This window comes from Deefgea tanakiae, assembly GCF_019665765.1.
Taxonomy (GTDB): Bacteria; Pseudomonadota; Gammaproteobacteria; order Burkholderiales; family Chitinibacteraceae; genus Deefgea; species Deefgea tanakiae.
Genome location: NZ_CP081150.1, coordinates 3,037,659 through 3,062,632 on the forward strand (window position 1 = coordinate 3,037,659; position 24,974 = coordinate 3,062,632).

General features: G+C 49.7%; 24 protein-coding genes. 15 read left to right on the top strand and 9 right to left on the bottom strand.

Features of this window, described 5'->3' with window-relative positions:
* The first annotated feature begins 34 nt into the window (after window positions 1-34).
* The 3 genes from K4H28_RS14170 to K4H28_RS14180 all read left to right on the top strand — a co-directional run bounded on the left by K4H28_RS14170 (window position 35) and on the right by K4H28_RS14180 (window position 2,779).
* The gene (locus K4H28_RS14170; RefSeq protein WP_221005793.1) at window positions 35-613 is read left to right on the top strand and encodes a sugar O-acetyltransferase; all 579 of its coding nucleotides are present in this window, start codon (window positions 35-37) and stop codon (window positions 611-613) included.
* 62 nt (window positions 614-675) lie between these two features.
* Window positions 676-1,644 (top strand): hypothetical protein, encoded by a 969-nt coding sequence (locus tag K4H28_RS14175; protein WP_221005794.1) that lies wholly within the window; start codon window positions 676-678, stop codon window positions 1,642-1,644.
* 100 nt (window positions 1,645-1,744) lie between these two features.
* The gene (locus K4H28_RS14180) at window positions 1,745-2,779 is read left to right on the top strand and encodes a YbaY family lipoprotein (protein ID WP_221005795.1); all 1,035 of its coding nucleotides are present in this window, start codon (window positions 1,745-1,747) and stop codon (window positions 2,777-2,779) included.
* Window positions 2,780-2,891: 112 nt separating this feature from the next.
* Here the strand turns inward: K4H28_RS14180 and proB are convergent, their stop codons facing one another.
* The 6 genes from proB to K4H28_RS14210 form a co-directional block, all read right to left on the bottom strand.
* A complete protein-coding gene (gene proB, locus K4H28_RS14185) occupies window positions 2,892-4,013 on the bottom strand; it encodes a glutamate 5-kinase (protein WP_221005796.1) in 1,122 nt (373 codons plus the stop codon).
* A 46-nt stretch (window positions 4,014-4,059) separates the two neighbouring features.
* Window positions 4,060-4,287, bottom strand: coding sequence for a hypothetical protein (locus K4H28_RS14190; protein WP_221005797.1), 228 nt, complete (start codon window positions 4,285-4,287; stop codon window positions 4,060-4,062).
* An 809-nt stretch (window positions 4,288-5,096) separates the two neighbouring features.
* Window positions 5,097-5,756 carry a MarC family protein gene (locus K4H28_RS14195; protein ID WP_255573548.1) on the bottom strand — a complete coding sequence of 220 codons (660 nt, stop codon included), beginning with the start codon at window positions 5,754-5,756 and terminating at the stop codon, window positions 5,097-5,099.
* Between the two features lie 99 nt (window positions 5,757-5,855).
* Window positions 5,856-7,229 carry an EAL and HDOD domain-containing protein gene (locus K4H28_RS14200; RefSeq protein WP_221005799.1) on the bottom strand — a complete coding sequence of 458 codons (1,374 nt, stop codon included), beginning with the start codon at window positions 7,227-7,229 and terminating at the stop codon, window positions 5,856-5,858.
* 141 nt (window positions 7,230-7,370) lie between these two features.
* On the bottom strand, window positions 7,371-7,610 hold the full coding sequence (locus tag K4H28_RS14205; protein ID WP_221005800.1) for a hypothetical protein: 240 nt from the start codon (window positions 7,608-7,610) through the stop codon (window positions 7,371-7,373).
* A gap of 60 nt (window positions 7,611-7,670) precedes the next feature.
* On the bottom strand, window positions 7,671-8,219 hold the full coding sequence (locus K4H28_RS14210) for a YaeQ family protein (RefSeq protein WP_221005801.1): 549 nt from the start codon (window positions 8,217-8,219) through the stop codon (window positions 7,671-7,673).
* Between the two features lie 181 nt (window positions 8,220-8,400).
* Here K4H28_RS14210 and K4H28_RS14215 point away from each other — a divergent pair, with 181 nt between their 5' ends.
* From K4H28_RS14215 to K4H28_RS14245, 8 genes are all read left to right on the top strand, one after another.
* Window positions 8,401-9,540: a GNAT family N-acetyltransferase gene (locus K4H28_RS14215; protein WP_221005802.1), complete on the top strand. Its 1,140-nt coding sequence runs from the start codon at window positions 8,401-8,403 to the stop codon at window positions 9,538-9,540.
* A 114-nt stretch (window positions 9,541-9,654) separates the two neighbouring features.
* The gene (locus K4H28_RS14220) at window positions 9,655-10,380 is read left to right on the top strand and encodes an HAD family hydrolase (protein WP_221005803.1); all 726 of its coding nucleotides are present in this window, start codon (window positions 9,655-9,657) and stop codon (window positions 10,378-10,380) included.
* Window positions 10,381-10,552: 172 nt separating this feature from the next.
* Window positions 10,553-11,458, top strand: coding sequence for a cation diffusion facilitator family transporter (locus tag K4H28_RS14225; protein WP_221005804.1), 906 nt, complete (start codon window positions 10,553-10,555; stop codon window positions 11,456-11,458).
* Window positions 11,459-12,017: 559 nt separating this feature from the next.
* Window positions 12,018-12,785 carry a sporulation protein gene (locus K4H28_RS14230; RefSeq protein WP_221005805.1) on the top strand — a complete coding sequence of 256 codons (768 nt, stop codon included), beginning with the start codon at window positions 12,018-12,020 and terminating at the stop codon, window positions 12,783-12,785.
* A gap of 10 nt (window positions 12,786-12,795) precedes the next feature.
* Window positions 12,796-12,939 carry a hypothetical protein gene (locus K4H28_RS14235; RefSeq protein WP_221005806.1) on the top strand — a complete coding sequence of 48 codons (144 nt, stop codon included), beginning with the start codon at window positions 12,796-12,798 and terminating at the stop codon, window positions 12,937-12,939.
* 348 nt (window positions 12,940-13,287) lie between these two features.
* Complete coding sequence (gene hutW, locus K4H28_RS14240) at window positions 13,288-14,688, top strand: heme anaerobic degradation radical SAM methyltransferase ChuW/HutW (protein ID WP_308443451.1); 1,401 nt, start codon at window positions 13,288-13,290, stop codon at window positions 14,686-14,688.
* Window positions 14,619-15,155, top strand: coding sequence for a heme utilization cystosolic carrier protein HutX (gene hutX, locus K4H28_RS16860; protein WP_308443452.1), 537 nt, complete (start codon window positions 14,619-14,621; stop codon window positions 15,153-15,155). The genes hutW and hutX overlap by 70 nt, the downstream gene beginning before the upstream one ends.
* On the top strand, window positions 15,152-15,796 hold the full coding sequence (locus K4H28_RS14245; protein ID WP_221005807.1) for an NAD(P)H-binding protein: 645 nt from the start codon (window positions 15,152-15,154) through the stop codon (window positions 15,794-15,796). Before hutX ends, K4H28_RS14245 begins: the two co-directional genes overlap by 4 nt.
* Window positions 15,797-16,084: 288 nt before the next feature.
* On the opposite strand, the gene K4H28_RS14250 is transcribed toward K4H28_RS14245, so the two are convergent.
* Window positions 16,085-16,333 carry a DUF2502 domain-containing protein gene (locus K4H28_RS14250; RefSeq protein WP_221005808.1) on the bottom strand — a complete coding sequence of 83 codons (249 nt, stop codon included), beginning with the start codon at window positions 16,331-16,333 and terminating at the stop codon, window positions 16,085-16,087.
* A 171-nt stretch (window positions 16,334-16,504) separates the two neighbouring features.
* On the opposite strand from K4H28_RS14250, the gene K4H28_RS14255 reads away from it, so the two are divergent.
* The 3 genes from K4H28_RS14255 to K4H28_RS14265 all read left to right on the top strand — a co-directional run bounded on the left by K4H28_RS14255 (window position 16,505) and on the right by K4H28_RS14265 (window position 19,724).
* The gene (locus K4H28_RS14255) at window positions 16,505-17,149 is read left to right on the top strand and encodes a thioredoxin domain-containing protein (protein ID WP_221005809.1); all 645 of its coding nucleotides are present in this window, start codon (window positions 16,505-16,507) and stop codon (window positions 17,147-17,149) included.
* 295 nt (window positions 17,150-17,444) lie between these two features.
* Complete coding sequence (locus K4H28_RS14260; protein WP_221005810.1) at window positions 17,445-19,172, top strand: LruC domain-containing protein; 1,728 nt, start codon at window positions 17,445-17,447, stop codon at window positions 19,170-19,172.
* A 12-nt stretch (window positions 19,173-19,184) separates the two neighbouring features.
* Window positions 19,185-19,724 (top strand): hypothetical protein, encoded by a 540-nt coding sequence (locus K4H28_RS14265; protein ID WP_221005811.1) that lies wholly within the window; start codon window positions 19,185-19,187, stop codon window positions 19,722-19,724.
* 793 nt (window positions 19,725-20,517) lie between these two features.
* Here K4H28_RS14265 and K4H28_RS14270 read toward each other — a convergent pair.
* Together K4H28_RS14270 and K4H28_RS14275 are read right to left on the bottom strand one after the other, a co-directional pair.
* On the bottom strand, window positions 20,518-22,293 hold the full coding sequence (locus tag K4H28_RS14270; protein ID WP_221005812.1) for a GmrSD restriction endonuclease domain-containing protein: 1,776 nt from the start codon (window positions 22,291-22,293) through the stop codon (window positions 20,518-20,520).
* A 553-nt stretch (window positions 22,294-22,846) separates the two neighbouring features.
* Window positions 22,847-23,779, bottom strand: a complete 933-nt coding sequence (locus tag K4H28_RS14275; protein ID WP_221005813.1) for a LysR family transcriptional regulator — start codon at window positions 23,777-23,779, stop codon at window positions 22,847-22,849.
* Between the two features lie 230 nt (window positions 23,780-24,009).
* On the opposite strand from K4H28_RS14275, the gene K4H28_RS14280 reads away from it, so the two are divergent.
* Window positions 24,010-24,909, top strand: coding sequence for a DMT family transporter (locus K4H28_RS14280; protein WP_221005814.1), 900 nt, complete (start codon window positions 24,010-24,012; stop codon window positions 24,907-24,909).
* The last annotated feature ends 65 nt before the right edge of the window (window positions 24,910-24,974 follow it).

The following is a 24,974-nucleotide window of genomic DNA, read 5'->3' on the forward strand; positions in this document are numbered from 1 at the left end:
TAGATTATCAATTGCTAATACGCAAAGGTGATGTATGAGTCACGACTTAGTTAACTTTTCATTCGGAAATTTAGGCACTGAAACGCACTGGAAAAAGGAAGGCGAACTACTACATCGCTTCAATAATCTGCCACACGGCTCAACGCAAGAACGCGCATCGCTACTTGCCCAGCTCTTTGCTCAGGCTGATGAAGTCATTATCACGCCACCACTGGCGATTGCACGCGGGCATTTAATTCGTTTTGGTCGTAAAGTATTTATCAATTACAACGCCCAAATCGCAGCCGCTCCCGGCGCGCCCATTACGATTGGCCACCACACCATCATTGCGCCCAATGTACAAATCCAAACCGGCACTCATCCCGTTGACCCGACCGAGCGGCAACGCTGGGCCTACTGCGCCAAAGGCATTACGATAGGCAATAATGTGTGGATTGGGGCCAGTGCGATTATTTGCGCGGGTGTGACCATCGGCGACCATAGCGTCATTGGCGCAGGTAGCATCGTGACACGCGATATTCCGTCTTGTGTCTTGGCGGGCGGTAACCCTGCACGCGTGATCCGCGAGCTAACTCCACCGGATGAGGCGACCTTGTATGAATTGAATCCTTGAGCCAACACACTGCTTTTTTAAGCAATTGAGCTTAATATCCTATCTTTTACATAAGGTAGTCGATGATGTGGAGCACAATTCAGTCTTGGTTTGCCCCTAAACCGAAAATCAGCGGCGACGACGAAGCGCTGATTGAGCGGCTCGTTGACATCGCCCATCCCCATATTCGCCTTGCGCGAAATTACCAATCTCGCTTAGTGTCATATATAGGCTGGGCGCACGCACATGCTACGGCTCTGGCAACGCAATTGCCTGACCCGATTGCCTTAACCGTCGAAAATTGGCGCGAAAATCGTACACTACAGCTACTGTTTGCCACACCAGATCGCATGAGCGAAATCGTTGGTGGCGATACCGAGTTGCAAACATGGTTTGCAACCTGGCCGCTGTCCGATATTGCGTATGTGGGTTTGATTGCCGATGCCAATGAAAAAACACGCTACGGCATGTGTGAAATCGACGGGCAAATTCGGCAAGATGTACCACAAAAATTATTGATTTTTGCTAATCACCGGATTGGTATCCCAGCCGAGTCACCTGATGCCTTGGTGCAATTGGGTGCATTACGGATTTTGGATACAGTCGCCAATCAAGCTCAACTGGCTATTGCAGCGATTGAAAACAAGAAAAAACAGATTGATGATGAACTCATCAATGCCCGTACCATGCTCAGAATGCATGGCAATACACCCAGTGCCGCGCAAACGGCGCAAAAAGAACGGATTAAAACACTCACCACAGAATTGCAAAGCATTCATGAGATGCTCAATCCAGAAGCCATGTGCGAGTTATTGATCACCGAATTAGCTGCCACGCCGGATATTGTTCAATTACATATTCATAGTTGCAATGTGGATCGAATGGGCGTTGTTGATGGTGAAGACAGCGACAATCAAATTATCGAGCTACCTGAACTCATTTTGCAGCGTGAAACACCGATTGAAAAATTAATCTTGCTGGTATCAGTCCCCCGCACATTAATGCAGCCGCCAGCCAAAAATACGCAATTCCCTGATCAGGCTATTTTTTAGTTTTCTGAACAATCACTGACATTGCATAGGAAATATTCGCCTTTCTTCTTTGGCATAAATTGCCCACAATATCGACTCAAGATATGACAAAGGCAAGCCAATGAAAGCGTTTATTCTTCCTATGCTACTTTGTAGTAGTTTTGTTTTTGCAAATGAAGTGCCCACGCAAAAACGTTTTCAGTGCGATGAAGGGCAATCTTTTACCATTCAAATGACCTCGCCTGATGCGATCCAACTGCAAGTTGGCTGGTCATTCATCCCATTGCCACAAGTCGTCGCGGCCTCTGGCACCAAATACAGCGATGGCAAAACAACGGTTTGGCTCAAGGGCGACACGGGCTTTTTGGAGCAAAATGACATTGTCGTAGCCAGAAATTGTACCTTAGCCGATATCGAAGAGCCTTTAAGACCTGTTCGTGATGCCGCCTCTGGTTTGGTATTTATTCCGCCGGATCGTTGGACCGCCAATCGAGTGCAAATGTATGTGAAATCCGGCAGCGAAATTCCATTTTATGGCGAAAGCGCCACGCAACAGTTTGAATATCGTTTCCGTGCTGGCGCAGCTCAGCAGAAATACCCATTACTCGATATTTTAGTGTTCCCTAAAGCGGCGTGGACGCAACTCGCGGCGGATAAAAAGCCGATTGGTGAAGTACTGGGTGAAGATGGACAGCGTGTTTATGTGGCGCAACTGCCTGCCAACAACCCTTTTGACCCAGCTAGCGCGGAAGGGAAAGAATTCATTGCGCTGCAAACCAATACCAAAGAAGTCCAACAGGCATTTTCTATGTATGGCATCGTGAAAAAGAAAGCCGTTGAAAGTGTCACCGCCAAGGTGATGTGGCTGGATCGTCGCCTCTATCCTGGCGCGGTACTCACTGTTGAATTACGCGATGTTTCGCGAATGGATGCGCCGGCGGAGGTGATTTCTAAGCAAACCATCACATTAGAACAAGGCACGCCACCAACGGTGACGCTGAAGTTCTCGCCGGATGCGATTAATCCGCGCAACACCTATTCGATTGGCGCTCGACTCGAAATCGATGGCAAGCTCATCAAAATCAACGACACGCATACGCCCGTTTTAACCCGTGGTGCAGGTCGTGAAGTGACGGTGATGCTCAAAAATCTTTAAGCATTGCAATAATCAAAAAGCCGTAGCGAATCACTTTGCTACGGCTTTTATCATTCCATAGGTATTTAAGCAGAGGTCTTGATTGGCAATATCTAGGGGGCAATACCCAACATCAACACAATACTAAATTATCACGATGAATCAGTTCTGCTTCATCGATGTAACCCAATACCGCTTCGATTTGCCCGGTCGGTTGGCGCAAAATACGTTGTGTTTCTTGTGAGCTGTAATTAATCAAACCACGCGCGATTTCTTGGCCTTCGTGATCAACACAGCGCACGACTTCACCGCGCAAAAACTCACCATCAACCGCAATCACGCCTATCGGTAGCAAGCTGGAACCCGATTGCTTCACCGCCCGCACCGCACCGGCATCCAGCGTCACGCTACCCTTGAGCTGCAAATGATCCGCAATCCATTGTTTTTTAGCAGCCAAAGCACAAGTCGCCGACGTCAGTTGCGTACCGATCATTTCACCGGCAGCCAATCGAGTTAGCACTTTCGCTTCACGTCCACAGGCAATGATGGTTGCTGCGCCGCTACGGGCGGCACGCTTGGCGGCGATGATTTTGGTATACATCCCCCCTGTTCCAACGCTAGAACCCGCGCCACCGGCCATATCTTCCAAAGCAGGGTCACCGGCGATACCGGTTTGCACTAAGGTTGCGGTTGGGTTGCTACGTGGGTCGGCAGTAAACAAGCCAGTTTGGTCGGTCAAAATGACCAGTGCATCGCCCTCAATCAGATTGGTGACCAAAGCGCCCAGCGTATCGTTGTCGCCAAATTTGATTTCAGCGGTTACTACGCTGTCGTTTTCATTGATGATTGGAATCACGCCCAATTGCAGTAGCGTCAACAACGTGGAGCGCGCATTCAGGTAACGAGTACGGTCAGATAAATCTTCGTGCGTGAGCAGCACTTGTGCACAGGTCAAATTGTGCTTGCGAAATGCGCTTTCATAAGCATGGCAAAGACCCAGTTGGCCGACAGCGGCAGCGGCTTGTTTTTCGTGTACTGCCGTCGGTTTTTGTGTCCAGCCCAGTCGGGCAATGCCTTCAGCAACTGCACCGGATGACACCAACACGACTTGTTTACCCAAACGAGTTAACTGCGCGATTTCTTCTGCCCAGCGGGCGAGTGCGCCGTGATCGAGGCCTTTGCCTTCATTGGTCACTAAGCTCGAACCGACTTTTACGACGATGCGTTGCGCGTTAGACAAAATCGATGGGGTCATATGGACATCCTATGGCGGGCTCGTATTGAACCCATTTCTGTGCAAATCACAGCTGAAATAGATAAAAACCTTGGTTTTCAATGGCGCTGATCGCACTGGCGGGATCAAAACTCACATTGTCATTGCCAATTTTCAAAGTTCGAGTGCGTAAGAAATACACCTGTTCATAGTCTTTGTCTTCAATGGCCAATTGGCTGTCATCGACATCAACGTCAACAGGTAACACGAGGCATTTGCTGGGATTGCTCATGCTTTTAAAAATATTCACTTCCACATTCAACTCCTTGTTGCCATCAATCAAGTGGATCTGTCGCAACTCGTCTGCAATTTTCGCTCAATTTGTCGGTAAAGCCTAGCTTTTTTGCCAAATAGCTGGTGATTGGTTTAAAGACCTGTTGGTTAGTTTTTGGCTTAAAACGGTAGATTTATCCACAGCTTTTTGCTGTGAAAACGCTTTGCTTTATTGGTTTTTATTTTAATTTAGTAATAATAAATAAGCAGCTCGACTCCCTGTGGATAAGTAAGTTTTCCACATTTCTTACAATTACTTAGCGCAATGATATTTTCGGTATCAACCCGGTAGCTAGATGCTGTGATTTGTTAAGCAAAAATTATTTCTACTCACAATCGTCGCTTACACCCAAAACATACATTGCAATCCGTATGGATTCCCGACTTGCATCCACAGCTTATCCACCCTAAACAGTATCTTTTTAAGGGCCATATTTTGTATAGGTTTGGCGTTAATACATCGTATTTTGATGTTGAAATTGCGCACGAAATACCGAGAAATCGTTGATCGAAAGTGGCTTATTGAGAAACGACGGGAATGATTTTGGCCGAGTTGATGCACAGGCTGACGCGTTCAGCTGTATTGATCTGGGTTTAATTGAATGGGTGTTTCAAAGTGTTTTGGCCGGCAGCCAGCAGAACGCTCAACGAGCGTGGATGTAATGATTACGGGGTGTATTGGACAATACAGAAAGGAAATTGCCGCTTTGATCGCACAGGCTGTGCAAACAAAGCGGCTTAGTTGGCGCTTGGAAAGAGATGCTGAGGATTAATGGCTCGTGCGAGCCATACTTACTTTGGCCAATGTTGAATTAAAAACTCGGCCATCAATTCACTGATCCCGTTCCAAAAAATCTGAATTCCTAAGCAAAGTAGAATAAACGCCGACAGTCGCAAGAAAATAATCGTGCCGGTTTCACCCATCAATTTGAGCAAGCGGTCGGCATTGCGATAGCACCAATACAGCAAAAACGACGCCACCGCGACGGCCAGCACACTTGCAAGTGGAATCAAAACCGTATCTAAACCAGAACGCTTGAAACTCGCCCCCAAGGTAATCGCCACGGTAATCGAGCCTGGGCCCACGCTAATTGGAAAGGTCAGCGGAAAAAAGGCGCGCTGGCGTAATTGCTCTTCGCTCAAACGTTCGTCACTGGAGACCAGCACGCTATGCGATGGATCAGACGACATCAATTGCCAGCCTGCAGTTGCGACTAACAAACCACCACCGACTCGAACAATCGCCAGAGAAACGCCAAAAAACTCCAGCACATAAATGCCAATAAACATGCTCACCAAGAGCAAGAAAAAGCCATACATGCCGACTTTTCGCGCCAAGATCGCACGCTCATCCGCGCTGTAGCGCGACGTCATCGACATAAAAATAGGAGCTTGACCCAGTGGGTTCAAAATCGGGATCAGTGCGGCGATCACCAATATGAAGTGGGCCATGAAAGAACTGAGATGCAACATAATGATTCAGCAAGGAGGAGCAAAAGGAGCTTTATCTTAGAGCTTTAAGTACGAAAAGGATAGCTTACAGCGCCCGAGCTACTGCCCTGCTTTATGGTACAAAACAGACTCTGCCCATTGCGCGGCAGCAGCATGCTGCTCTTTCACCACCAAGGCGGAAACATGCAAGGCTTGGCAGCACTGGCTAATCGTATGAAAATCTTGGGTTTCCACCGCACACGCCAATTGCAGATAGGGGAAATGCAATCCCGAGCGCGTCAGCAGCGCGGCACTAATTTCGCGAGGCACATCAATTGCTTTGAGTGTATCGGCCAGCGGCTGCTGCAGCAAAGCCCCCATTAAAGACAAAATGCCAGTGAGAAAAACCTGTTCAGCCTGCGGCAAGGCCAAGCTTTGCGCTATCAACTGCATCAATCTTGCGCGCTGCAAAGCCACCTTGAGCAGTTCAAGATCGCGTCCTGCATCCGGCATTTGGCTATGCGCCATAAACGTCAGCCACTGATGTAATGTTTCACGGCCCACACTCAATAACGCGTGCTCGGCACTGCCGATGAGTTCGGTCGAGCTAGCTTTATTCATCCGCAATAATTTGTATAGCAACACCGGATCTGCTTTGAGCGCATCGACCAGCACTTGCGTGGGTGCTTCTTGATCAATGAGGTCTAACAAGCGCAGCACTTGAAACCGTAATGCGGGCGTTGGATTGACGCCCCAAGCATCACGAGAACTAATAAAAGGGCCCTGAAAAAAACACACGCGCTCGCCATAGAGTGTGGATTCCCACATCGCATCAAAAGCTTCGTATGAATCAATATGGCAGGCCAGCAAGGGCCATTGCGGCTGCGCGTGAATCGCCTCCGCAATATCGGCAGAAAAGCTCGCCTCTTCATGCAAGTCCAGCACCAGCATATCGACATCATCGACCAAGCGTTCCATGCCCGCGTTCAAACACTCGTGCGCCAGAATGCCGATCATGACGCCTTTTTTGCGTAATTTTTTGACCTGCTCAATCAACTCGTCACTCACCGACTCATCCACAAAGCGCAGCACAAACATGCAATGCTGACCGGCCAAATGCGCGACCTTACTCTCAAAAATATGCTCGGCGGCGATGTGCACTAGGGCAAAACGCTGGCCCAATAATTGCAACAAGGGCAGACTAATCAGTTGACTCACCAAAGCCTGATCATACAAACGCCGCATTGCATGACCAATGTGCACGCGCTCGGTGATGTTTTTCTTGAGCATAAACTCATGGCCAACAACGCGCTCTTGGCGGTTGACGATGGTTTCACGGCAAATAATGGTTTTATCTTCGGGATTAAATTCAGAAACAATGCCGCCATCGTTTTCAGTTAAACGGGGTGACAGGGCATTCAGACGTTCAAACGCCGCCGTATCGACTTCCGGCGTAGTGTTCAAAAAGAGGCGGTGGAACAAACTCGACATCATGGCAATCCGTTAAGAGCCATTCACTATAGAAAAGCAACGCAGTTTTGGCAGGATGAAATTTAAGGCAATTTTTCCCAGCGCGGCGCTATCAGCTGCTACCGCTTTTCTGGGGGACTACCAATGGAAAGTTGAATTAACTTCTCATGATTTGGGCGGCGTCTCTACTTCATTTTTCATCAGCTTTTTATACTCTTCGATCGGATTTTCGTTAAAGCCACTGTGAAAGCGAGCGTCAATTTTAGCCAGCCATTTTTTCCCACCCAGCCCATAGACAAGAAAAACTACCGCAAAGGTCACAAAGAGAAGACTCATCGCTTCATCACTCGTGATTTGGATATACAGAGTGCAAAGCCCAAGCAATACGGCCAATATTCGAAACATAGATCAACCTTAGTAGCTGGGGTATTTCAAGCTAGCCATTAATAAAAATAGCTTAGCGCGCTATACGTTCGATGATTGTAGCGTAGTCATTTCCACCAAAATATTATGATTAGCGTCCGACATCCACATTTGGCCGTCTTGAATCGTGCACTGAATTTGCATCGTCCGTTCGGTCATTTTGGTTAATTCGCTCAGCGTATCCGCCGGAATGCTAACGACATTCAAATGCTCAAAACGCGTGAGTTGGTTTTTGATGCCATCCCACCAAATGTCCACCACGCGACCGCCGTAGGCGTAGACCCACACTTCATCGGCGCGGCCGCAGCCTTTTTTGATGCGTTTTTCATCGGGTAAACCTAATTCAAGCCACAATTCAATCGCGCCCGTTAAGTCTTTTTGCCACACATCAGGCTCGTCATCGGCCGATAAGCCACGTGTGAGTTCGAGCGATTCGCTCGCGTGGCGGGCAAAAGCAACCAAACGCAGCATCATGCGCTCGTCGGTTTCCGACGGATGCCGTGCAATTGTCAAATGGTGGCTTTGGTAATAGCCCCTATCCATATCGGTGATATTAAGTTCGGCTTTGAAAACCGTTGATTTAAGCGCCATGAGCTGTATTTCCTAATGAAGCCGACAGTGTAACGGAAAGCACTAGGGCTGTAAGCGATGTGCATCGGTGACGACGATACGCTGTCGCGATTTCAATACGCAGGGGCGAGGGCGCAATCGCTGCAAATTCGCTCTGCAGACGTGCTAGCATCAGCCCATCAATCCTTCACTATTCAATTCCATGACGACCATCGCCTTGCTCAATAGCGCCAACGATCTTTGCCCCGCTGACTGGGCGCAGCTCGCGCGCGGCAATGATCCATTTTTGAGTCGTGCATTCTTGGGGCTTGCCGAAAGCACGGGCGCAGCCAGCCCTGATTTGGCGTGGCAGCCTGTGCATTTGCTGCTGCAAGATGAAAACGAGCGTCCGCGCGCGCTGTTGCCGCTGTATTTACGCCAACATTCCTTTGGTGATTTTTCGCGCGATTGGCAATGGGAGCAAGCATGGCAGGCGGCGGGGCTGGCGTATTACCCCAAGCTGGTTTCAGCAATACCGTTTACCCCGTCACCGGGGCCGCGCTGTGTGTTGGCGCAGGGGCAAGATGAATCGACGCGCAGCGAGCTTATTGCTGCTGCGATTCATGTGGCACAAGAACTCAAAGTCTCATCGTGGCAGTGCTTATTTGTGCAAGAAGCCGACCGCGCCGCGCTGAGCGAGGCTGGATTGCTGATGCGCAGCGGTGTGCAATTTCATTGGAAAAACCAGAACTACCGTGATTTTGACGACTTTTTGGCGACATTTACCGCAATGAAGCGCAAAAAACTCAAGCGCGAACGCCGCTCGGTCAGCGATGCTGGGCTGCGATTGGCGACTTTGCACGGAGATGAAATCGATGCAGCAAGTTGGCAAGCGATTTACCGTCAGTATCAGGATACCTTCCGCCGTTATGGCAATCATCCTGCATTTTCGCTGGAATTTTTCCAGCAGCTCGCAGCAGAAATCGGCCGCGCGATGGTGGTGTTTGTCGCCTACCAAGGTGATGATTTAGTGGCATCGGCGATTTGTTATCGCAGCGATACCGCACTGTTTGGGCGGCATTGGGGCGCAGATTTGGAATGCCCCGGCCTGCATTTTGAGCTGTGCTATTACCAAGGCATCGCCTACGCGATTGAGCATGGTTTGCAGACGTTTGAGCCGGGCGCGCAGGGCGAACATAAGCTAGCGCGTGGCTTTGAGCCGATTACGACATGGACCAGTTACTGGATTGCCGACCCACGCATGCGGCAGAGCGTCGCCCAATTCATCGTCCGCGAAGCGGCGGCCACAGAAAACTATCAACAGGAAATGGCGACGCACCTGCCTTTTCGGCAAGAGACTTAATTTATCTGGAGCTGGGGCTGTCTCTTTATTGCAATCCAATTGCAGTTTCATCACATTTCAATATTTGATACTTAAGCTGAAGCTATTTTCCAGCACCTTAGTGCGGAGTCGCTTATGTATGCCAGCCGTGACAAATTAATAATTTTAGATGCAGATGGCACCATTATTGATGCTTTTAGCGCCATTGAAGCGGCGTTTACTCAGCACGGCATGGCGATAGGTGATTTGGATCGCTTTCAAAAACGGCGAAATTTATTCAAATACTTAGGCGGCATTAAAGAATTCCCGCGCAATCTGGCCAAAAGTTTAGGCAATTCCAATCGCAAAGAACTGATCAATACGCTCACTGACATCTACCGCGAACGCGCTGAGCTTTACCCAGGAATCGCTCCTTTATTGCAGCAACTACTGGCAACGCCGGGAATCCGCGTTGGCCTAGTCACTCGGAATGTCACACACGAACCCGCGATTACGCTCAGCCGCCTCTTTGCGCGGCATGATTTAGATATTCAGCAGCTGGATTTTTTTAGCTGCATTCCACTGAAAACGCCCAAAACCGAGCACTTTAGCGCGGCACTCAAGCAGCTAGAGATCAATCCTGCACGCGCCTTTGCCTGCGGCGACGAGCACAATGATTATCTCTCGATGCAAGCGGCTGGATTTAATCCGTTTATGGTGTCCTACGGTTTTGAAGATTTCCGCCGCCTCACGCTCAAATACGCCGTACCCGAAGTCATTATTTCCCGCACGCCACAAGCATTGAGCGAGCGCATCCGACATGCATTTGATTTACCTGATGAGTTCACTCCGGCACTGAATGTTGCTCAACATTCAGCGTGAGGGCTGGTCATCAGGAGGCGCATCGCAACAATGCAGACTCATCATTGATTTGGATACCATTTTTGATCCACGCCAGTAAAAATCGCATCTTCACTTTGGCTTCAATCCGCCTCGGTATAATCGCGCCAGCGCTGCTTTTCTTACCAAAATCTAGCCCAAACCGAGATTGAACATGCAAATTGAAGACATCATCGACGAAGATACGCCCAACAAACATCAAGCCGCCAAACGCAGTACGTGGATTAGTGTGGCGGTGAATATCGTGCTGACGATTACGCAGCTGATTGCCGGCGTGTTTTCGCATTCGCAAGGTTTGATCGCCGACGCGATTCATTCGCTGTCGGACTTAATCGCCGATTTTGTCGTGCTGTTTGCCAATCATCACAGCCAAAAAGGCGCCGACGACGATCATCATTACGGCCATCAACGCTATGAAAACGCCGCCTCCTTGGTGCTCGGCGGTCTGCTGCTGGTCGTTGGCTTGGGCATGTTGTGGTCGGCATTTGGCAAAATCCAAAACCCAGAATCGATTCAGCCAGTCAAAGTGATCGCGCTGTGGGTGGCGCTCGGCGCGCTGCTCAGTAAAGAGCTGCTCTTTCGCTATATGCTCGCCGTCGCCGAGCGAGTTCGTTCCAGTATGTTGATCGCCAACGCATGGCACGCGCGCTCGGACGCAGCGTCGTCCTTGGTCGTTGCACTCGGCATTGGCGGTAATTTACTTGGCTATCACTTGCTCGACCCGATTGCGGCGATGATCGTCGGCTTGATGGTCGCAAAGATGGGTTGGGGCTTTGCGTGGGATGCGATGCACGATTTGATGGATCGCGCCGTCAATGAAGATAAAGTCGAACAAATCCGCACCACACTGATCGACACGCCCGAATTGATCGGCATTCACGCCTTAAAAACTCGCAAAATGGGTGATCTGATTTTGGTCGACGTGCATTTGGAAGTGGATCGCACGATGACCGTTGAACAAGGCCACGACATCGCAGTCCTCGCCCGCCAGCGCGTCTTGACGGCGCACGCCGATGTGCTGAATGTGATGACGCATGTGGATCCAGCGGATGCACGCTAGGTATTGCCTGCTAGCTGTTGACAATCAATAGCTATAATGAAATACATCAATATCTTGGATGTGTGAAATTTACTGTGAAAATTTCATATTAGAAAACGAGAATTGCCGTGGATTTAATCTGTGGCGATCTGATTGACCGAGTCGCGCTCATGCCGCGCGGCACTTACTTCTCTTGCTTCGCCAAGAGAAGTAAGCAAGAGAAGGCGACCCGGACGCGCATCGGTCCCCGATGCCCTCGATCTGTCGTGAGCCAAACGATAAAACAGTTTGTCTCTCTCCCTCACTCGGTGCGCTTAGACGGGTTTTTTAGCCCCAACTCAACGAGCGAGGCACAGCATTAACAGCAGATCTGAACATCGCCCTTTCGTAGCCCGCACTCAGTGAGGCACATCAAGTTCAAACTGTCAGTACGCGCCCCTCCCGCCCATCACGACCCCGCACGCCGGATTTAGTTCACGACTTAATTGATGCCAACTGCGTAAAAAGCATTGAACCTTTCACCTGCGCTCCACTCCTATTGGCGCGGCCATTCGGGCTGCTTTTGATAGAGATGCGACAGATGTTGAAGAAATTGTTTGCCGCCGTAGGTGTGGGCGGCGCGACGGTGGATACCGTCCTTGATAACGCCAGTGTATATCCCGGCAGTGCGCTCACAGGCCATGTGCTCATTCGTGGTGGCAGTGTCGATCAAGCGATTGAATACGTTGATTTACAGCTGATGACCGAAGCCGAGCAAAAAGTCGGCGATAGCGAAGTGCGTGTTGCGCAAACCATCGCTCAATATCGGGTGGCCAATGCCTTTACCGCGACCGCAGGATTAGAACGCCGACTGCCTTTTTCTTTGACGCTGCCATTGGAAACGCCCGTCAATAATGCAAATGGCCTCGCAACACCGGGGTATGGCTACGCGCCCAATGTCAAAGCTGCGGTGTGGATACATACCGACTTAGCGATTGCTTCAGCGATTGACGCCAAAGATCGCGACTATCTCGATGTGCACCCATTGCCGCAAATGCAGCGCTTGATTGCCGCGATGGGCAGTTTGGGTTTTGCACATATGAGCAGCGATGTCGAAATCGGTACCGCGCGCATCAATCAAATTGCCAGCTCGATTGGCTGCTATCAGGAATTTGAATTCCGCCCGACGCAGCGCGGATTTTCGCGGATTCAAGAAGTCGAAATCACCTGCATTAGCCGCGCCGATGGCGTGCATGTGTTGATCGAAACCGACCGTCGCTTTAGCCGCGACAGCTATTCCAGCCTGTATATGGATCAGCAATGGCAGAGCGTGGATTGGGAAGGTCGTTTGCGAATGATGTTGAGCTAAGGGGTCGACAATGAGCATGAAACAGAAAATATTTTATAGCGCACTCGAAATGCTGCTCAAATGGGTGATGAAGAAAAAAGGCGGCACGCATTATCAAAGCCCGCCGCACTACGGCAAAAAACCGTATTACAAGAAAAAGCGTTGGTTTGATTGATTGCACTCTTGCATGCAGTGTCGCGCTTCTACCGCGTGGCACTGGTGCCCAGAAAACGAATTTTCTGCGAAGCTAAACGCGACCCTATCTCTGCAACGACTTCATCGGCTTGGTATTAAGGCGTTTTCAAGCACTAGACCGACGATCAAGAAAAATGTCAATGTATTGCCACCTAAGACTTATTAATCAAATACCACAAGTAAATACATCAACATTCCATCACCAATAATGAGCACCGCTCATTGCGACGAGTGAGCTGATCCTGCCGTATTTGATACGTATCAAAATAGCGCTCGCGCAAGTAAACGACAATGGTTATCATTATCACAAACAGTAAATGAATGATCTATGTCGAGTCTTACCCCTGCCAGCCCAGATCTAAATCGCTGGCTGCAAGCCAATGATGTACTCCCCACCGCATTTGCCGAACGAAAGGCACTGATGCCGATGTGGGGTGCGCAAATGGTGCCGCCGACAGCGTGGCCGGCGATCACGCAGCGCATTCTCAGCACGCCGATCAAACCCAGCACGTTGGCGTATTTTCACATCCCTTTCTGCGCCAATCGCTGCGTGTTTTGCGGTTTTTATCGCAATGCATGGCAATCCAAGCACGGCGCGCCGTATGTGGATCGATTAATTGCCGAATTGGAATTCGAAGCCAGCCAACGTCCTACTGGTGGCTCAATTAACGCAGTCTATTTTGGTGGCGGCACGCCCACGGCATTGAGCGAAGCCGATTTATGCCGTCTGCTGGCTGCAGTGCAGCGCACACTGCCGCTGACTGATGATTGCGAAATCACCATCGAAGGCCGGATTTCGCATTTCAGCCTTGCCAAAGCGCAAGCCTGCCTTGCAGCCGGTGCCAACCGGATTTCAATCGGCGTACAAAGCTTTGATTCGCAATTGCGTCGCCGCCTTGGCCGTCAGCATTCGGGTGACGATGCGGCGGCTTATTTACGCGAGCTGTGCAGTCAAACCGATGCGGTGATCGTAGCCGACCTGATGTTTGGCCTGCCGGGGCAAGACGATGCCAAATGGGCGCACGATCTGGACGTCGCACTGTCGCTGGGTTTATCTGGCTTGGATTTGTACGCGTTTAACTGCTTTCCCACGCTACCGATCAATCGCATGCTCGAAAAAGGCGCGCTGCCACCCTTGCCTAGTTTAGCCACGCAAAATCGCCATTACGCCTATGCAGTACGCCGCCTGATTGATGCAGGCTGGACACAATTGAGCAATAGTCACTTTTCCAATCCCAATCCCAGGCCCAATCGGCGCGAACGCAATCGCTACAATCAGGCGATTAAATCGGGGCAAGATTGCCTCGCATTCGGCTCGGGCGCGGGGGGCTGCCATGCGGGGTATAGCTATCAAGTGCAAGGTAATCTTGATGACTACCTCGCCACGCCGCTTGATCAAAAACCCATCGCTTTTTTGGCCGGTACCAGCCCACAAAAACAAGCTTTTGGCTTGATTCAAGGCGCACTCGAAGCAGGGGAGTTTGCCCGCTCGCTGTTTGCGCCATATCCGATCTTGCTGCAGCAATTACAGCTATGGCAACAGCAAGGCCTGCTCACCATCAGTCAAGATCAAATCACTTTAAGCATCGCTGGGCGCTTTTGGGCGCCCACGCTGATTCGCGAATTAGCCCAACTCATTTCACCACCGAAGGAAGAACAATGTCCGCCACACAGCCAGCACCCACACTCAGCAATGCAGAACAAAAAGCCGCAATCAGTCAGCGCCTAGCCGCCAATCCCGGCGTGATTTTGGAGCAATTGGCCGATTCGCATCAGTGCGCTGTCGCCGAAGTAATCGAATGCCTGCCCGCCGCGCTATGGCAAAAAATGGCAGGGGAGCGCTTTATTGAGCTTATGAATGCAGTGCACCAATGGCAAACACCAGTCACGCTGATTACGCACAGCAATGACGCGATTTTGGAATTTACTGGCCCGCTACCTGTGGGCGAAGTAGGCCATGGTTTCTTTAATTTGCAAGGCAGCACCGGCCTGCACGGGCATTTGCGCTATCAAAATTGCGCCGCCATTTATTGGGTCGAGCGACCCTTTATGGGCAAACCCACCGCCAGCCTGATTTTTTGCAATCAAGCGGGCGCGGTGATGTTCAAGATTTTTGTTGGCCGCGACGAACAAGGCCAATTGCGCACCGAACAAATAAAAGCCCTGCGTGCTTTAGCCAATAAGGAAACTGCATGATGGCCGCGCATGATGTACTGATTTTTGGTGGCTCAGGCAAAACGGGGCGACACTTGATTGACCACGCACTGCAAGCGGGGCTAACGGTAGCGTGCCTATTGCGTCACGAGCGCGATGCCAGCGAACTCGACGATCTGGGGGTTACCGTCATTCGCGGCAATGCGTTTGAACCCACCGATTGCGAGCATGCGCTGCAAACCAGCTTGCCGCGTGCGGTGGTCAGCTTGCTTGGTGGAAAAGATAGCTTAGGGCGGCGGATTGATGCTGTTGGCAATTTAAATGTCATCAACGCCACGCAAAACTGGCACAGTGATTTGCCTTTTGTACTGCTGACCTCACTGGGCTGCGACGAGCAATTTGAGCAAATGCCGCCCAATGTGCAGCAAGCCTTAAGCGAAGCGCTGATTGCCAAAACCCAAGCCGAACGCCATCTGCGTAATAGCACACTGGACTGGCGGATTGTTCGCCCCGGCGGGCTGAGCAACGAAGCGGGCGAAGGGCGATACGCACTGGTGCAATCGCTCGCTGGCATGACAAAGATGTATCTCAGCCGCAGCGATGCTGCGCTGGCTACGCTGGATGTTTTGCGCGACGCGAGCAAAGCGCGGCAAGTCTGGACGATCTTAGCGAGTGAAGCTTAAGCACCCGCGTTATTGACCACTTGCGGCCAATAACGCGAGGTGCAGGACAATACGAATTGCGCAAGAATTGGCATGGAATGAATCTGCTGACATCTAATTGATTGTGTCGCGCTCACACCGCGCGGCACTTCTTACTTCGCCAAGCGAAATAAGCCAGACAAAATATCAAGGTATTGCAAGCCAGCCATTGATATTGAATGGCTACAATCAAATACGTCACACCATAAGATGTGACGTACAAAACACAACGAGCATACCCTTCTTCATTTTTTGCTAAGAATGACGTGCTTAACAATTGCCTTTTTTGGCTTGGCCCGGCGGGCAATGATGTTTGTTTTTACCCTTGCCGTGGTGTTTATCCCAATAAACCGGATCACGCCAATACTTGCCATCCCAGTAATCGCCGCGCTTATTTTGATCGCCAAATTTAATCGTGGTGCTGCCGCTTTTGATCGTCATGCCGTCAACTGAAATCTCTGCCGCCACAGCAAACATCGATGTGCTAAGCAATAGGCAAAGGATGAGCATTCTTTTCATTGTCGTGTACTCCATTGGTCAATAAAACGAAGCATAAATTATAAATGACTTACGGACGCTATCCTTTCTGGCTGAATGGCATTAATCCTCTGACCAGTAAGCCACTATTTACCAAGACAGTCGCAGGGCAAAGCGCCACAATCGGCGCACCTATTCTTTGAAATGAAAACCATGCAACGCCGAACTTTTCTCGCCCTGCTGGCTGGCTTACCCTTGATCGCTAGAGCGCAAACGTCATTGGAAGACTTGCAAGCGGAAGCTGCGCGGCGAACTAAAATCTTTCAGCAGCAACTCAATCAACTGGCCAGCAGCCAGCCCAAAGCGGTGTACTTTAATGCCGCCGATCCTGTCATCGGTGCAGCCAAAGCGCAGCGTAGCGTCTTGGTGTTTACCGATTTTAATTGCCCCTATTGCCGCAAAATCGACGCGATCTTGCAGCAAGTAGCGCAAGAGAGCGATGTGCGATTTGTGTTGAAATGGCAGACGATGATGGCCGATAGCAGCGTAGACGCCGCAAGTTTCGCGCTAAACGTCTGGCAAGCCGCGCGCCCCAAATATGCGCAAGTTCATGCCGCACTTCTGAAAGCCCCAATGCCTATCACGCAGCAAGCCATGCTCAGCATCGCCCAACACACGAAAACCGAGCATTTACTTAAACTCCCCATGCCCGCGGCCGTGGCCAGCAGTGTTGAGCTAGGCAAACAGCTGCGCATTTTTGCCACGCCCAGTATGTTGATCGGCAATCGGGTGATGAGTGGCATGACCGACGCCGCAACGCTAAAAAGCACGATTGCGCAGTGGCCAATGTCGGTTTGATAGATTGGGGTTTAAAAAAACCCGCTCGACGCGCGAAAGTCATTAAATCAACAGCGAATCGTTTCCAAATTTAAGCGCATCACCGCAGCGAACAAGCGGCCTTATTCACGCAAAACCTGTGTTTTCCAGATCGAATTACAGCTCATTGAGCCTGATTTTCATCTGCTGATGAGGCAGCGGCGCGCCTACCGTGCGCCAGCAAAGCCATTAAAACCCATTTTGCATTGTTTTACAGTTGCGCCACATTTGCTGCCCCCTCTCTCGCAATAATGATTTCAACGCGCTGAGGAGGTGCATGATGACTCGAAATCAAAAGCTCATCTTATTGATGGGCACTCAATTATTGGCTGGGTATACGATTGTAAACAATGTAATCCCTTGGGCTTATCACGGTACACCCATATCTGGTCAATACTTTAATAGCAGTGGCAAACCAACGGTTGCCGAATTTACCACCACCATTCCAACCGCAATCCCTAACCTGCCCGCCGACTTGGTCAGCAAGGTTAATTTCACGCTGCCCGAGGGCAAAGACATCCGTCTGAACCCGCAAGGCTTGATGCCCGATTCGGACGACAAAACCAATCTTCACTTCAGCCAAACCGCCGAAGTCTGGGTGACTTTTCTCACTGAAGGCGCAGGCTACCTCAATTCGGTGGGCTACTTTAGCTACGACACCAACAATCCCCCGCGCACTCGCGCTGAAGTATTCGAAAAAATGATTTTGCCCAATGCCTCAATGCCCTCGCCTTTAACTGCGGCAACCAGCACTGGCAACACCGTATATTTGGGCACATTTCAAGCGGGGCAATCTTTGGGATTTATGATTGTCGCCAATGGTTGGTCGAGCACTGGCCGCACGGTGAATGGCGTTCGAGTTCCTGGGGTGAAAGAATACGCCGACCCGAAAGCTATTTTTTATACGCTGCGCCAGCTCAACCCCGAAGCTGCTGATGCCCGCAATTTAAATACCCACACGCTGATGCTCAAAGACCTGAGCAATAGTGGCCCCACGTATCAACGGCTGGTCATTGGCTTTGAAGACATCAATCGTGAAGTCGGTGGCGACAACGATTTTAATGATGTAGTACTAGCCATCCATGTCACCCCCAAAGTGGCGATTACCAATATTGATACGATCAGCACCTTGGTCTCCAACACCGATCCCGATACCGATGGCGATGGCGTCAAAGATTCGCTCGACGAGTTTCCCAATGATGCGACAAAAGCCTTTAGCCACTGGTACCCAAGCCAAAATGGCTGGGGCACCTTGGCCTACGAAGACAGTTGGCCACAAAAAGGCGATTTTGATCTGAATGATTTAGTGATGCGCTACCGCACCCGAGAAATCATGAATGCATCGCGCCAAGTGGTTGGGCTTGAAATGGAATATCGGCTCGATGCCAACGGCGGTATTTTATCCACCGGCTTTGGCGTGCATCTACCCGGCGTTGCCGCCAATAAAGTCAGCACCGCCAGCCTACAAATCAACCAAGCCGCGCCACAAGCAATCACCCCCGAGGCAGGGCAAAACGAAGCCGTCATGATGCTTTACAACGACATTCGGCCCTACGCCGTACAAACACGCTCTGGTTGCGGCTTTTTTAATACCGAAAACGAATGCCCACGTTTGAACGCAAGCACCTTCCAAATGAAAGTGAGTTTTAGCTCGCCGCTAGCAACTAGCTTATTCACCTCACCCTACAACCCCTTTATTTTCCGCTCCGACAATCGTGGGCAAGAAACCCACTTACCGGGCAAACCACCCACCGCCAAAGCCAACACCGCGCTATTTGGCACTGGAAATGACCGCTCGGTGATTGGTAGCAGCAATACCTATGTCGATGCCAATCGACTGCCATGGGCGCTCGATATTCCTAGCGAATGGGAATATCCAAAAGAAAGAACCGACATTGTACTGAGCCACCCCAAAATCGGCGCATGGGCCAGCTCCGGCGGCAGCACCAATACCGATTGGTACTTTAATAATTTGGTCAGCAGCCTGCTGTATCGCGGCCTGTAAGAGGAGAAGATCATGACTCAACTATTCCATGCCTTTTGCGCCAGTACGCTGGTTCTACTCACGGCCTGCGGTGGTGGTGGTGGCGGCGGCGGCGGAGGAGCCACCACCGCCAGCACCACGCCTAGTAGCACCACCGCACCCGTGCTCACCCCAACACCGACTGCGGCGGCAAACTACGCATCATTTGGCGAAATCAAAGCCCCTGCAGGCATGAATTGGCAGCTCAGTGCCGCCAAAAGCATCCCATTTACCGTCAACTACAGCAATAACAGTGCCGCTGCGGGCGTGGTAATTAAATTATTCACCTACAGCACCAGCGACCCTCATGCCAGCAAAGCCCCCGCTGATGTGTCAACCATCATCACCGACCCTGTGGCCCTGTCCTTGATTGATACTTTGGTTACCGATGCCAGTGGGCAAGTGAGTTGGAACATTAATCTGCCCACGCAATTGAGCAGTGTATTGGCGGTGATTAGTGATGGTAGCAATACCAGTTCGCAGATTGTTCAGCTGGGTCAAACAGGAGCAATCACACTGACGCTCGCCAATTGAGAGCCACCTTGTTCAGACAAAGGCGACCGATGCAGGTCGCCTTTTTGCGTCAATCGATTGGGCGTGGATTTAGTCTGTTGCGATCTGATTAACCGAGTCGCGCTCATGCCGCGCGGCACTGACTTCTCTTTTCGCTGCGAGAAGTACGCAAGAGAAGACGGTATCTATACCTGCACCGACTTCGTCGGTTTGGTATCAAGGGGTTTTAAAAGCCCTAGATCGACGAGCGAGAAATAATATTGATGTATTGCCAGCTAGGCATTGTTAATCAATGGCTGCGATCAAATACATCGCCAACGTATAGCGCAATCAATTTAGCGAATTGCGCCAAAGTTGATTGTTTGGGTTTGGTAGGTTGGCGCTGAGCTTGCGAAGCCCAACATGCGCGGTAAACGTTGGCGTGGATTTAATCTGCAGCGATCTGATTAACTGAGTCGCGCTCATGCCGCGCGGCACTTACTTTCTTTGTCTCGCCAAAGAAAGTAAGTCAAGAAACGCGACCCTATGCCTGCACCGACTTCGTCGGCTTGGCATCAAGGGGTTTTAAAAGCCCCAAGATCGACGAGCGAGAAACAACATCGATGTATTGCCCGCTAAGCGTTGATAGTGAATGGCTTCGATCAAATACATCGACATCGTAGGGCGTCAATGAGCGCAGCGAATTACGCCGAATATGCCGTAAACAAACATCGCAACGGCGCGATTCGCTTCGCTCATCAGCACCCTACGATTGCGGCGTACGCGGTACTCGCATTAGCAAACCGGATTGCACCCTACGCGATATGTATATTAATTAGGCAAACAACTTGTAAATTTCTCCTTGTTTGGATCCGGTTACTTCCTCACAATTTGCCCCATTACGATGATAAAGAACCTCATCAAAATAAACAGGCTCTGATCCACAAAGCACTTTAATCATAAGAATCGTATGTCCATGGTACGTAATTGGAGTCAAATCTTTAGTTACTCGAACCTTGAGGCTTTCATCAAGTTCTGATTGAGAGATTTTCTTAGTTATTCCAGAGATATAATTGTCTAAGCTAACACCTTTCAATTTTGCCTCTCTCTCCAAACCAACAACTCCAAAATCATGATAAATAGGTACATTAGATAACCCATCAAGCTTTTTAACTTGCTCTGTGTCAGCCGATTTGTCTGTAACACCAATAAATAAATAGCCAACTTTTTCCTTGCCTAAGTTTGCCATCGCAGAAATATTACAAAGTATTTTCTTAAAACTTTCCTCATCAAACTCTCGTTTTTTTGGATTCAAATTATAAAAACCTTGTTTGAAATCATATACAGCAGCTTCAGTTCTTGACTTCATTAAATATGCCTGAAAATCAATAATAAAAGAAGTTGGATTTCTAAACGTAGCTTGTGATAATTTAAAGCAATCTTGTATCAAACCCTTGCAAATATTTATATTATTCTTTCTATCTTCAATTGTAGTGTAGTTACGAGATTTAACCAATTTACTACTAATGTCTGTAATCGATTTAATTATTCCACCCAAATCAAATGGCTCCTTATTTTGAAGAACAATTAAATCATAAAATGCCATATACAAAGTATAGAAAGGTTCTTTTACTGGATTGCTTCCCGCACTAGGATTCAAAACGTTTTTTAAACGTTTACCCGGTAGGGAGAGCTCAACAAAGTTTTCTAATTGAGAAAAAACACTGATAAAATTTTCTCTAACATTTGTCACACCAACAGCGTTTATTTTTACTTCTAATTCAGCTGATTTATCGTCTTGACCACTGCCATAGTAATTATCAAAAGCATCCTTACTAGCAGGAAATGGATGACCTAATACACATGACAATATCAAATCTGCAATTATCTGCTCATCTGCACTTTCTTTAAGGTCTGAAACATTCAATATCCCGTGCTTGCACCAAAATGTATCTTCTGCCTTAATTCCATACTGGAGCTTAGAAACATTTGAGTCGATACTAATTTCAGGCATATCCTGCAAAGGTAAAATCTCTCTCGAAGCATCACCTCGAATTTCAGATGCAATTGTTCTTACTAGCAAGGAAAATTTAGATACATTACCTGCCTGTCTAACCTCTTGCGCAGACAACTTAACTCCCGTTGAATTAATTCGGCGGAAAGTTTCATTGATTTCACCTTCACTACCAGTTTTAAAAATCGTTACAGGGAATGGATACTGAATAAATTTTGACACTTGCTCTTGTTCTAAGTAAGCCGCATTTTCCTGTATGCAAACCACCCCTTTTTTAACCTGCGTATGAGCAAATGGATAATCTAATATATTAAACCACACATCGTTACCATTAATATCAATTGAATAATTATTCTCAATAAATCCAAAAATTGCGTTCAAACGCTGCATTCCATCAATAATTTCATATCCATCAGCGGTGGCTGCAAGAAGAACTAAAGGAATTGGATACTGCTGTATTATTGAATCAATCAAGTCTCTCTTTTCCTTTCTGCTCCAGACAAGTTTCCTTTGATAGCGTCGATTAACAAATAATTTGTCATTTCGATATAACTCATATGCTTCCATAATTGTCATACCTCTAGGCGATTCAATCATTGCTTTTCTCCATTAGCTATTCTTTTCTTAATTAATAAACACAACATTAAATTAAACCTAATTGATTAATTAAATAATACTCTACGCATAACTAATAGTATTATTCAATCATACCTTTTATATCTGGGTGCCAAGTACCTAAATGCTTAATCTTAATTCGATATCATTTAAGTAAATAATTACAAGCAGCTGCATTTAGCTGTCACTTTTTGTGTAATATTTTTATATCGTTCTCGCCCAGAGACCCAGATTAATGCTATGCCGCGCTCGTTGGGCTGGGGCTTAAAATCCCGTCTAAGCGCCCCGAATGAGGGAGAGAGACAAACAGTTTTATCGTTTGGCTCACGACTGACCGAGGGCACAGCGGAGCTGGGCGCGCCCGGGTCGCCTTCTCTTGCTTACTTCTCTTGGCGAAGCAAGAGAAGTAAGTCCCCGTCGCGGATTGCGACTGTAAACTCGTGCACCCTGAGGGTGCGAGCCCTGTTCAGCAGCAGGCAATAATCTACCGTTCATCGGCTTCATATCTTATGCCTTTGCCCTACAAAATGTAAGCCTAATTACGCGAATTTTTCGCGATATTGTCAAAGCTCAACACCAACCAATCCACCAACACCCTCACCTTCGGCGCTAGGTAGCGATTCGGTGGATAGAGCAAATACGCGGTGCCTTGGTAGGCGGTTTGGAGTTGCCAGTTGGGGAGGACTCGCGTGAGGCGTCCATCGGCCAGCGCGGCTTGGGCGGTGAAGAGGGGTAGGCTGGCGATGCCCCAGTCGTCGAGCGCGGCGGCGAGGCGGATTTCGGTGTGGTTGGCGACGAAACGCCCGCTCACGACAACGCTGTGGCTGACGTCGCCTTGGCGCAATACCCAACGATTATCGTTGGCGTGTTCACCCAGATAAATACAATCATGCTGGGTAAGCTCCGCTGGCGATTGTGGTATGCCGCGTTGCTGTAGATACCCACTCGATGCCACCAAGACTTGCTCAATCGGCATCAGCGCTTTGGCGATCAGGCCTTCGGGCGGTTGATCGGTGATGCGGATCGCTAGATCGATGTCTTCTTGCAGCAGGTCGGTGAGGCGGTCGGTGACGATGAGCTGCACATTCACCGCCGGATACTGGCGCAAAAACGCGCCGAGCAGCGGCTGAATCACTTGTTTGCTAAACGCCTTGGGCGCAGACAGCCGCACCAATCCTTGCGGCGCAGCGCGCACATCGCTGACCGCAGCGGCGGCGCGGGCGGCGGCCAGCATGTCGGCCGCGTGTTGCGCGATGGATTGCCCCGCTTCCGACAGCCGCAGCGTCCGCGTGGTGCGGACAAATAATTGCACCTTCAGCGCGGCCTCTAGCCGCGAAATTTGTCGGCTCACGCTCGATGGCGTGCAGTTCAGCCCCCGCGCCGCCGCCGAAAAACTCCCGCTTTCCACCACTTTCACCAGCACCGCCAAATCAGGCAGCAAGGCGAACAATCGATCATTCGTGCTCATGGCGCATAAGTCCTATGTCTGTGAGGTGGATTATCAGTTTCTGAGTATAAATTGATAATGGTGGTATTGGATTTTTAGTGCCTTTGGCACGACTATTTTTGCAGTCGCAGTCCGCGACGGGGACACCCTTTTCTTTGCGTCGCCAAAGAAAAGGGTGGAAAAGAAAGGCGACCCGGACGCGCACAGCTTCGCTACAGAACATTGTTTTAAACTTTTCCATTGAGACCTCCATGCGCCACCGCTTACCTTTGCCCGAATTGATGCTGTTTGCCGTTGCTCTCGTCTGGGGCTGTAGTTATGGCGTGGCGAAGATGGCGTTGATTTATTATCCAGTGTTGGGCTTTTTGGCTTTGCGCTTTGGGCTGACATTTGCGCTGTTGCTGCCGAGTTTGCGGGATTTTCGTAGCGCCGAAGTGCAAAGTGCGCTGCGGATCGGTCTGCCTTTGGGATTGATTTTGCTCGCGATTTTTCTGTGCGAGACTTACGGCATCGCGCAGACGTCGGCGGCGAATGCGGCGTTTTTGATTTCGCTGTGCATCGTGCTGACGCCTTTGGTGGAATGGCTGCGGCTCAAACAACGGCCTGATTCATTCACTATGGGCGCTGCGCTGGTGGCAATGTTGGGCGCGGCGTTGCTGAGCAGTAATTTGAATGCGGCGTTCAATTTAGGTGATGCTTTGATTTTGGCGGCGGCGCTATTGCGCGCCTTGATGATGGTCGAAACCAAACGCCGCTGTGCAGGCCAAGCCTTATCCACATTGGCACTGACTGCGGTGCAATCGGGCGTATTGATGGTCGGTTGCTTACTGCTCGCCTTGCTGATGCCAAGCGACCTGCCTGCGCTACCCACGTCGCCAACGTTTTGGCTCGCGACGATTTTCTTGGTGCTGTTTTGCACGCTGTTTGCGTTTTTCGCGCAAAACTACGCGATTCGCCGCAGTACGCCGTCACGCGTTGCATTGCTGCTTGGCACCGAGCCGGTATTTGGCGCGCTGTTTGCGGCGCTGATTTTAGGTGAGACATTGAGCACAAATGTGATCTTCGGCGGCGCGCTGATTGTGTTGGCTTCACTGGCGGCGAGTTTGCAAGTCACAGGCACACCGCGTGAATCAATGCGCGAAGCGGTTTGAAACTCAGACGGTGAATGCGGAAGGCCTAAATTGACATTGTCAGTCAAGCTCTATACATTTTGCTG

What these genes read in the sequence shown, in the direction of transcription:
- proB (WP_221005796.1), bottom strand. Translation starts at nt 4,013, where the DNA reads ATGACCCCATCGATTTTGTCTAACGCGCAACGCATCGTCGTAAAAGTC.
- K4H28_RS14200 (WP_221005799.1), bottom strand. Translation starts at nt 7,229, where the DNA reads ATGATGTCGAGTTTGTTCCACCGCCTCTTTTTGAACACTACGCCGGAA.
- K4H28_RS14230 (WP_221005805.1), top strand. Translation starts at nt 12,018, where the DNA reads ATGTTGAAGAAATTGTTTGCCGCCGTAGGTGTGGGCGGCGCGACGGTG.
- K4H28_RS14205 (WP_221005800.1), bottom strand. Translation starts at nt 7,610, where the DNA reads ATGTTTCGAATATTGGCCGTATTGCTTGGGCTTTGCACTCTGTATATC.
- K4H28_RS14265 (WP_221005811.1), top strand. Translation starts at nt 19,185, where the DNA reads ATGACTCAACTATTCCATGCCTTTTGCGCCAGTACGCTGGTTCTACTC.
- K4H28_RS14255 (WP_221005809.1), top strand. Translation starts at nt 16,505, where the DNA reads ATGCAACGCCGAACTTTTCTCGCCCTGCTGGCTGGCTTACCCTTGATC.
- K4H28_RS14215 (WP_221005802.1), top strand. Translation starts at nt 8,401, where the DNA reads ATGACGACCATCGCCTTGCTCAATAGCGCCAACGATCTTTGCCCCGCT.
- K4H28_RS14245 (WP_221005807.1), top strand. Translation starts at nt 15,152, where the DNA reads ATGATGGCCGCGCATGATGTACTGATTTTTGGTGGCTCAGGCAAAACG.
- K4H28_RS14175 (WP_221005794.1), top strand. Translation starts at nt 676, where the DNA reads ATGATGTGGAGCACAATTCAGTCTTGGTTTGCCCCTAAACCGAAAATC.
- K4H28_RS14210 (WP_221005801.1), bottom strand. Translation starts at nt 8,219, where the DNA reads ATGGCGCTTAAATCAACGGTTTTCAAAGCCGAACTTAATATCACCGAT.
- K4H28_RS14235 (WP_221005806.1), top strand. Translation starts at nt 12,796, where the DNA reads ATGAGCATGAAACAGAAAATATTTTATAGCGCACTCGAAATGCTGCTC.
- hutX (WP_308443452.1), top strand. Translation starts at nt 14,619, where the DNA reads ATGTCCGCCACACAGCCAGCACCCACACTCAGCAATGCAGAACAAAAA.
- K4H28_RS14170 (WP_221005793.1), top strand. Translation starts at nt 35, where the DNA reads ATGAGTCACGACTTAGTTAACTTTTCATTCGGAAATTTAGGCACTGAA.
- hutW (WP_308443451.1), top strand. Translation starts at nt 13,288, where the DNA reads ATGTCGAGTCTTACCCCTGCCAGCCCAGATCTAAATCGCTGGCTGCAA.
- K4H28_RS14270 (WP_221005812.1), bottom strand. Translation starts at nt 22,293, where the DNA reads ATGATTGAATCGCCTAGAGGTATGACAATTATGGAAGCATATGAGTTA.
- K4H28_RS14225 (WP_221005804.1), top strand. Translation starts at nt 10,553, where the DNA reads ATGCAAATTGAAGACATCATCGACGAAGATACGCCCAACAAACATCAA.
- K4H28_RS14260 (WP_221005810.1), top strand. Translation starts at nt 17,445, where the DNA reads ATGATGACTCGAAATCAAAAGCTCATCTTATTGATGGGCACTCAATTA.
- K4H28_RS14275 (WP_221005813.1), bottom strand. Translation starts at nt 23,779, where the DNA reads ATGAGCACGAATGATCGATTGTTCGCCTTGCTGCCTGATTTGGCGGTG.
- K4H28_RS14250 (WP_221005808.1), bottom strand. Translation starts at nt 16,333, where the DNA reads ATGAAAAGAATGCTCATCCTTTGCCTATTGCTTAGCACATCGATGTTT.
- K4H28_RS14180 (WP_221005795.1), top strand. Translation starts at nt 1,745, where the DNA reads ATGAAAGCGTTTATTCTTCCTATGCTACTTTGTAGTAGTTTTGTTTTT.
- K4H28_RS14280 (WP_221005814.1), top strand. Translation starts at nt 24,010, where the DNA reads ATGCGCCACCGCTTACCTTTGCCCGAATTGATGCTGTTTGCCGTTGCT.
- K4H28_RS14220 (WP_221005803.1), top strand. Translation starts at nt 9,655, where the DNA reads ATGTATGCCAGCCGTGACAAATTAATAATTTTAGATGCAGATGGCACC.
- K4H28_RS14195 (WP_255573548.1), bottom strand. Translation starts at nt 5,756, where the DNA reads ATGGCCCACTTCATATTGGTGATCGCCGCACTGATCCCGATTTTGAAC.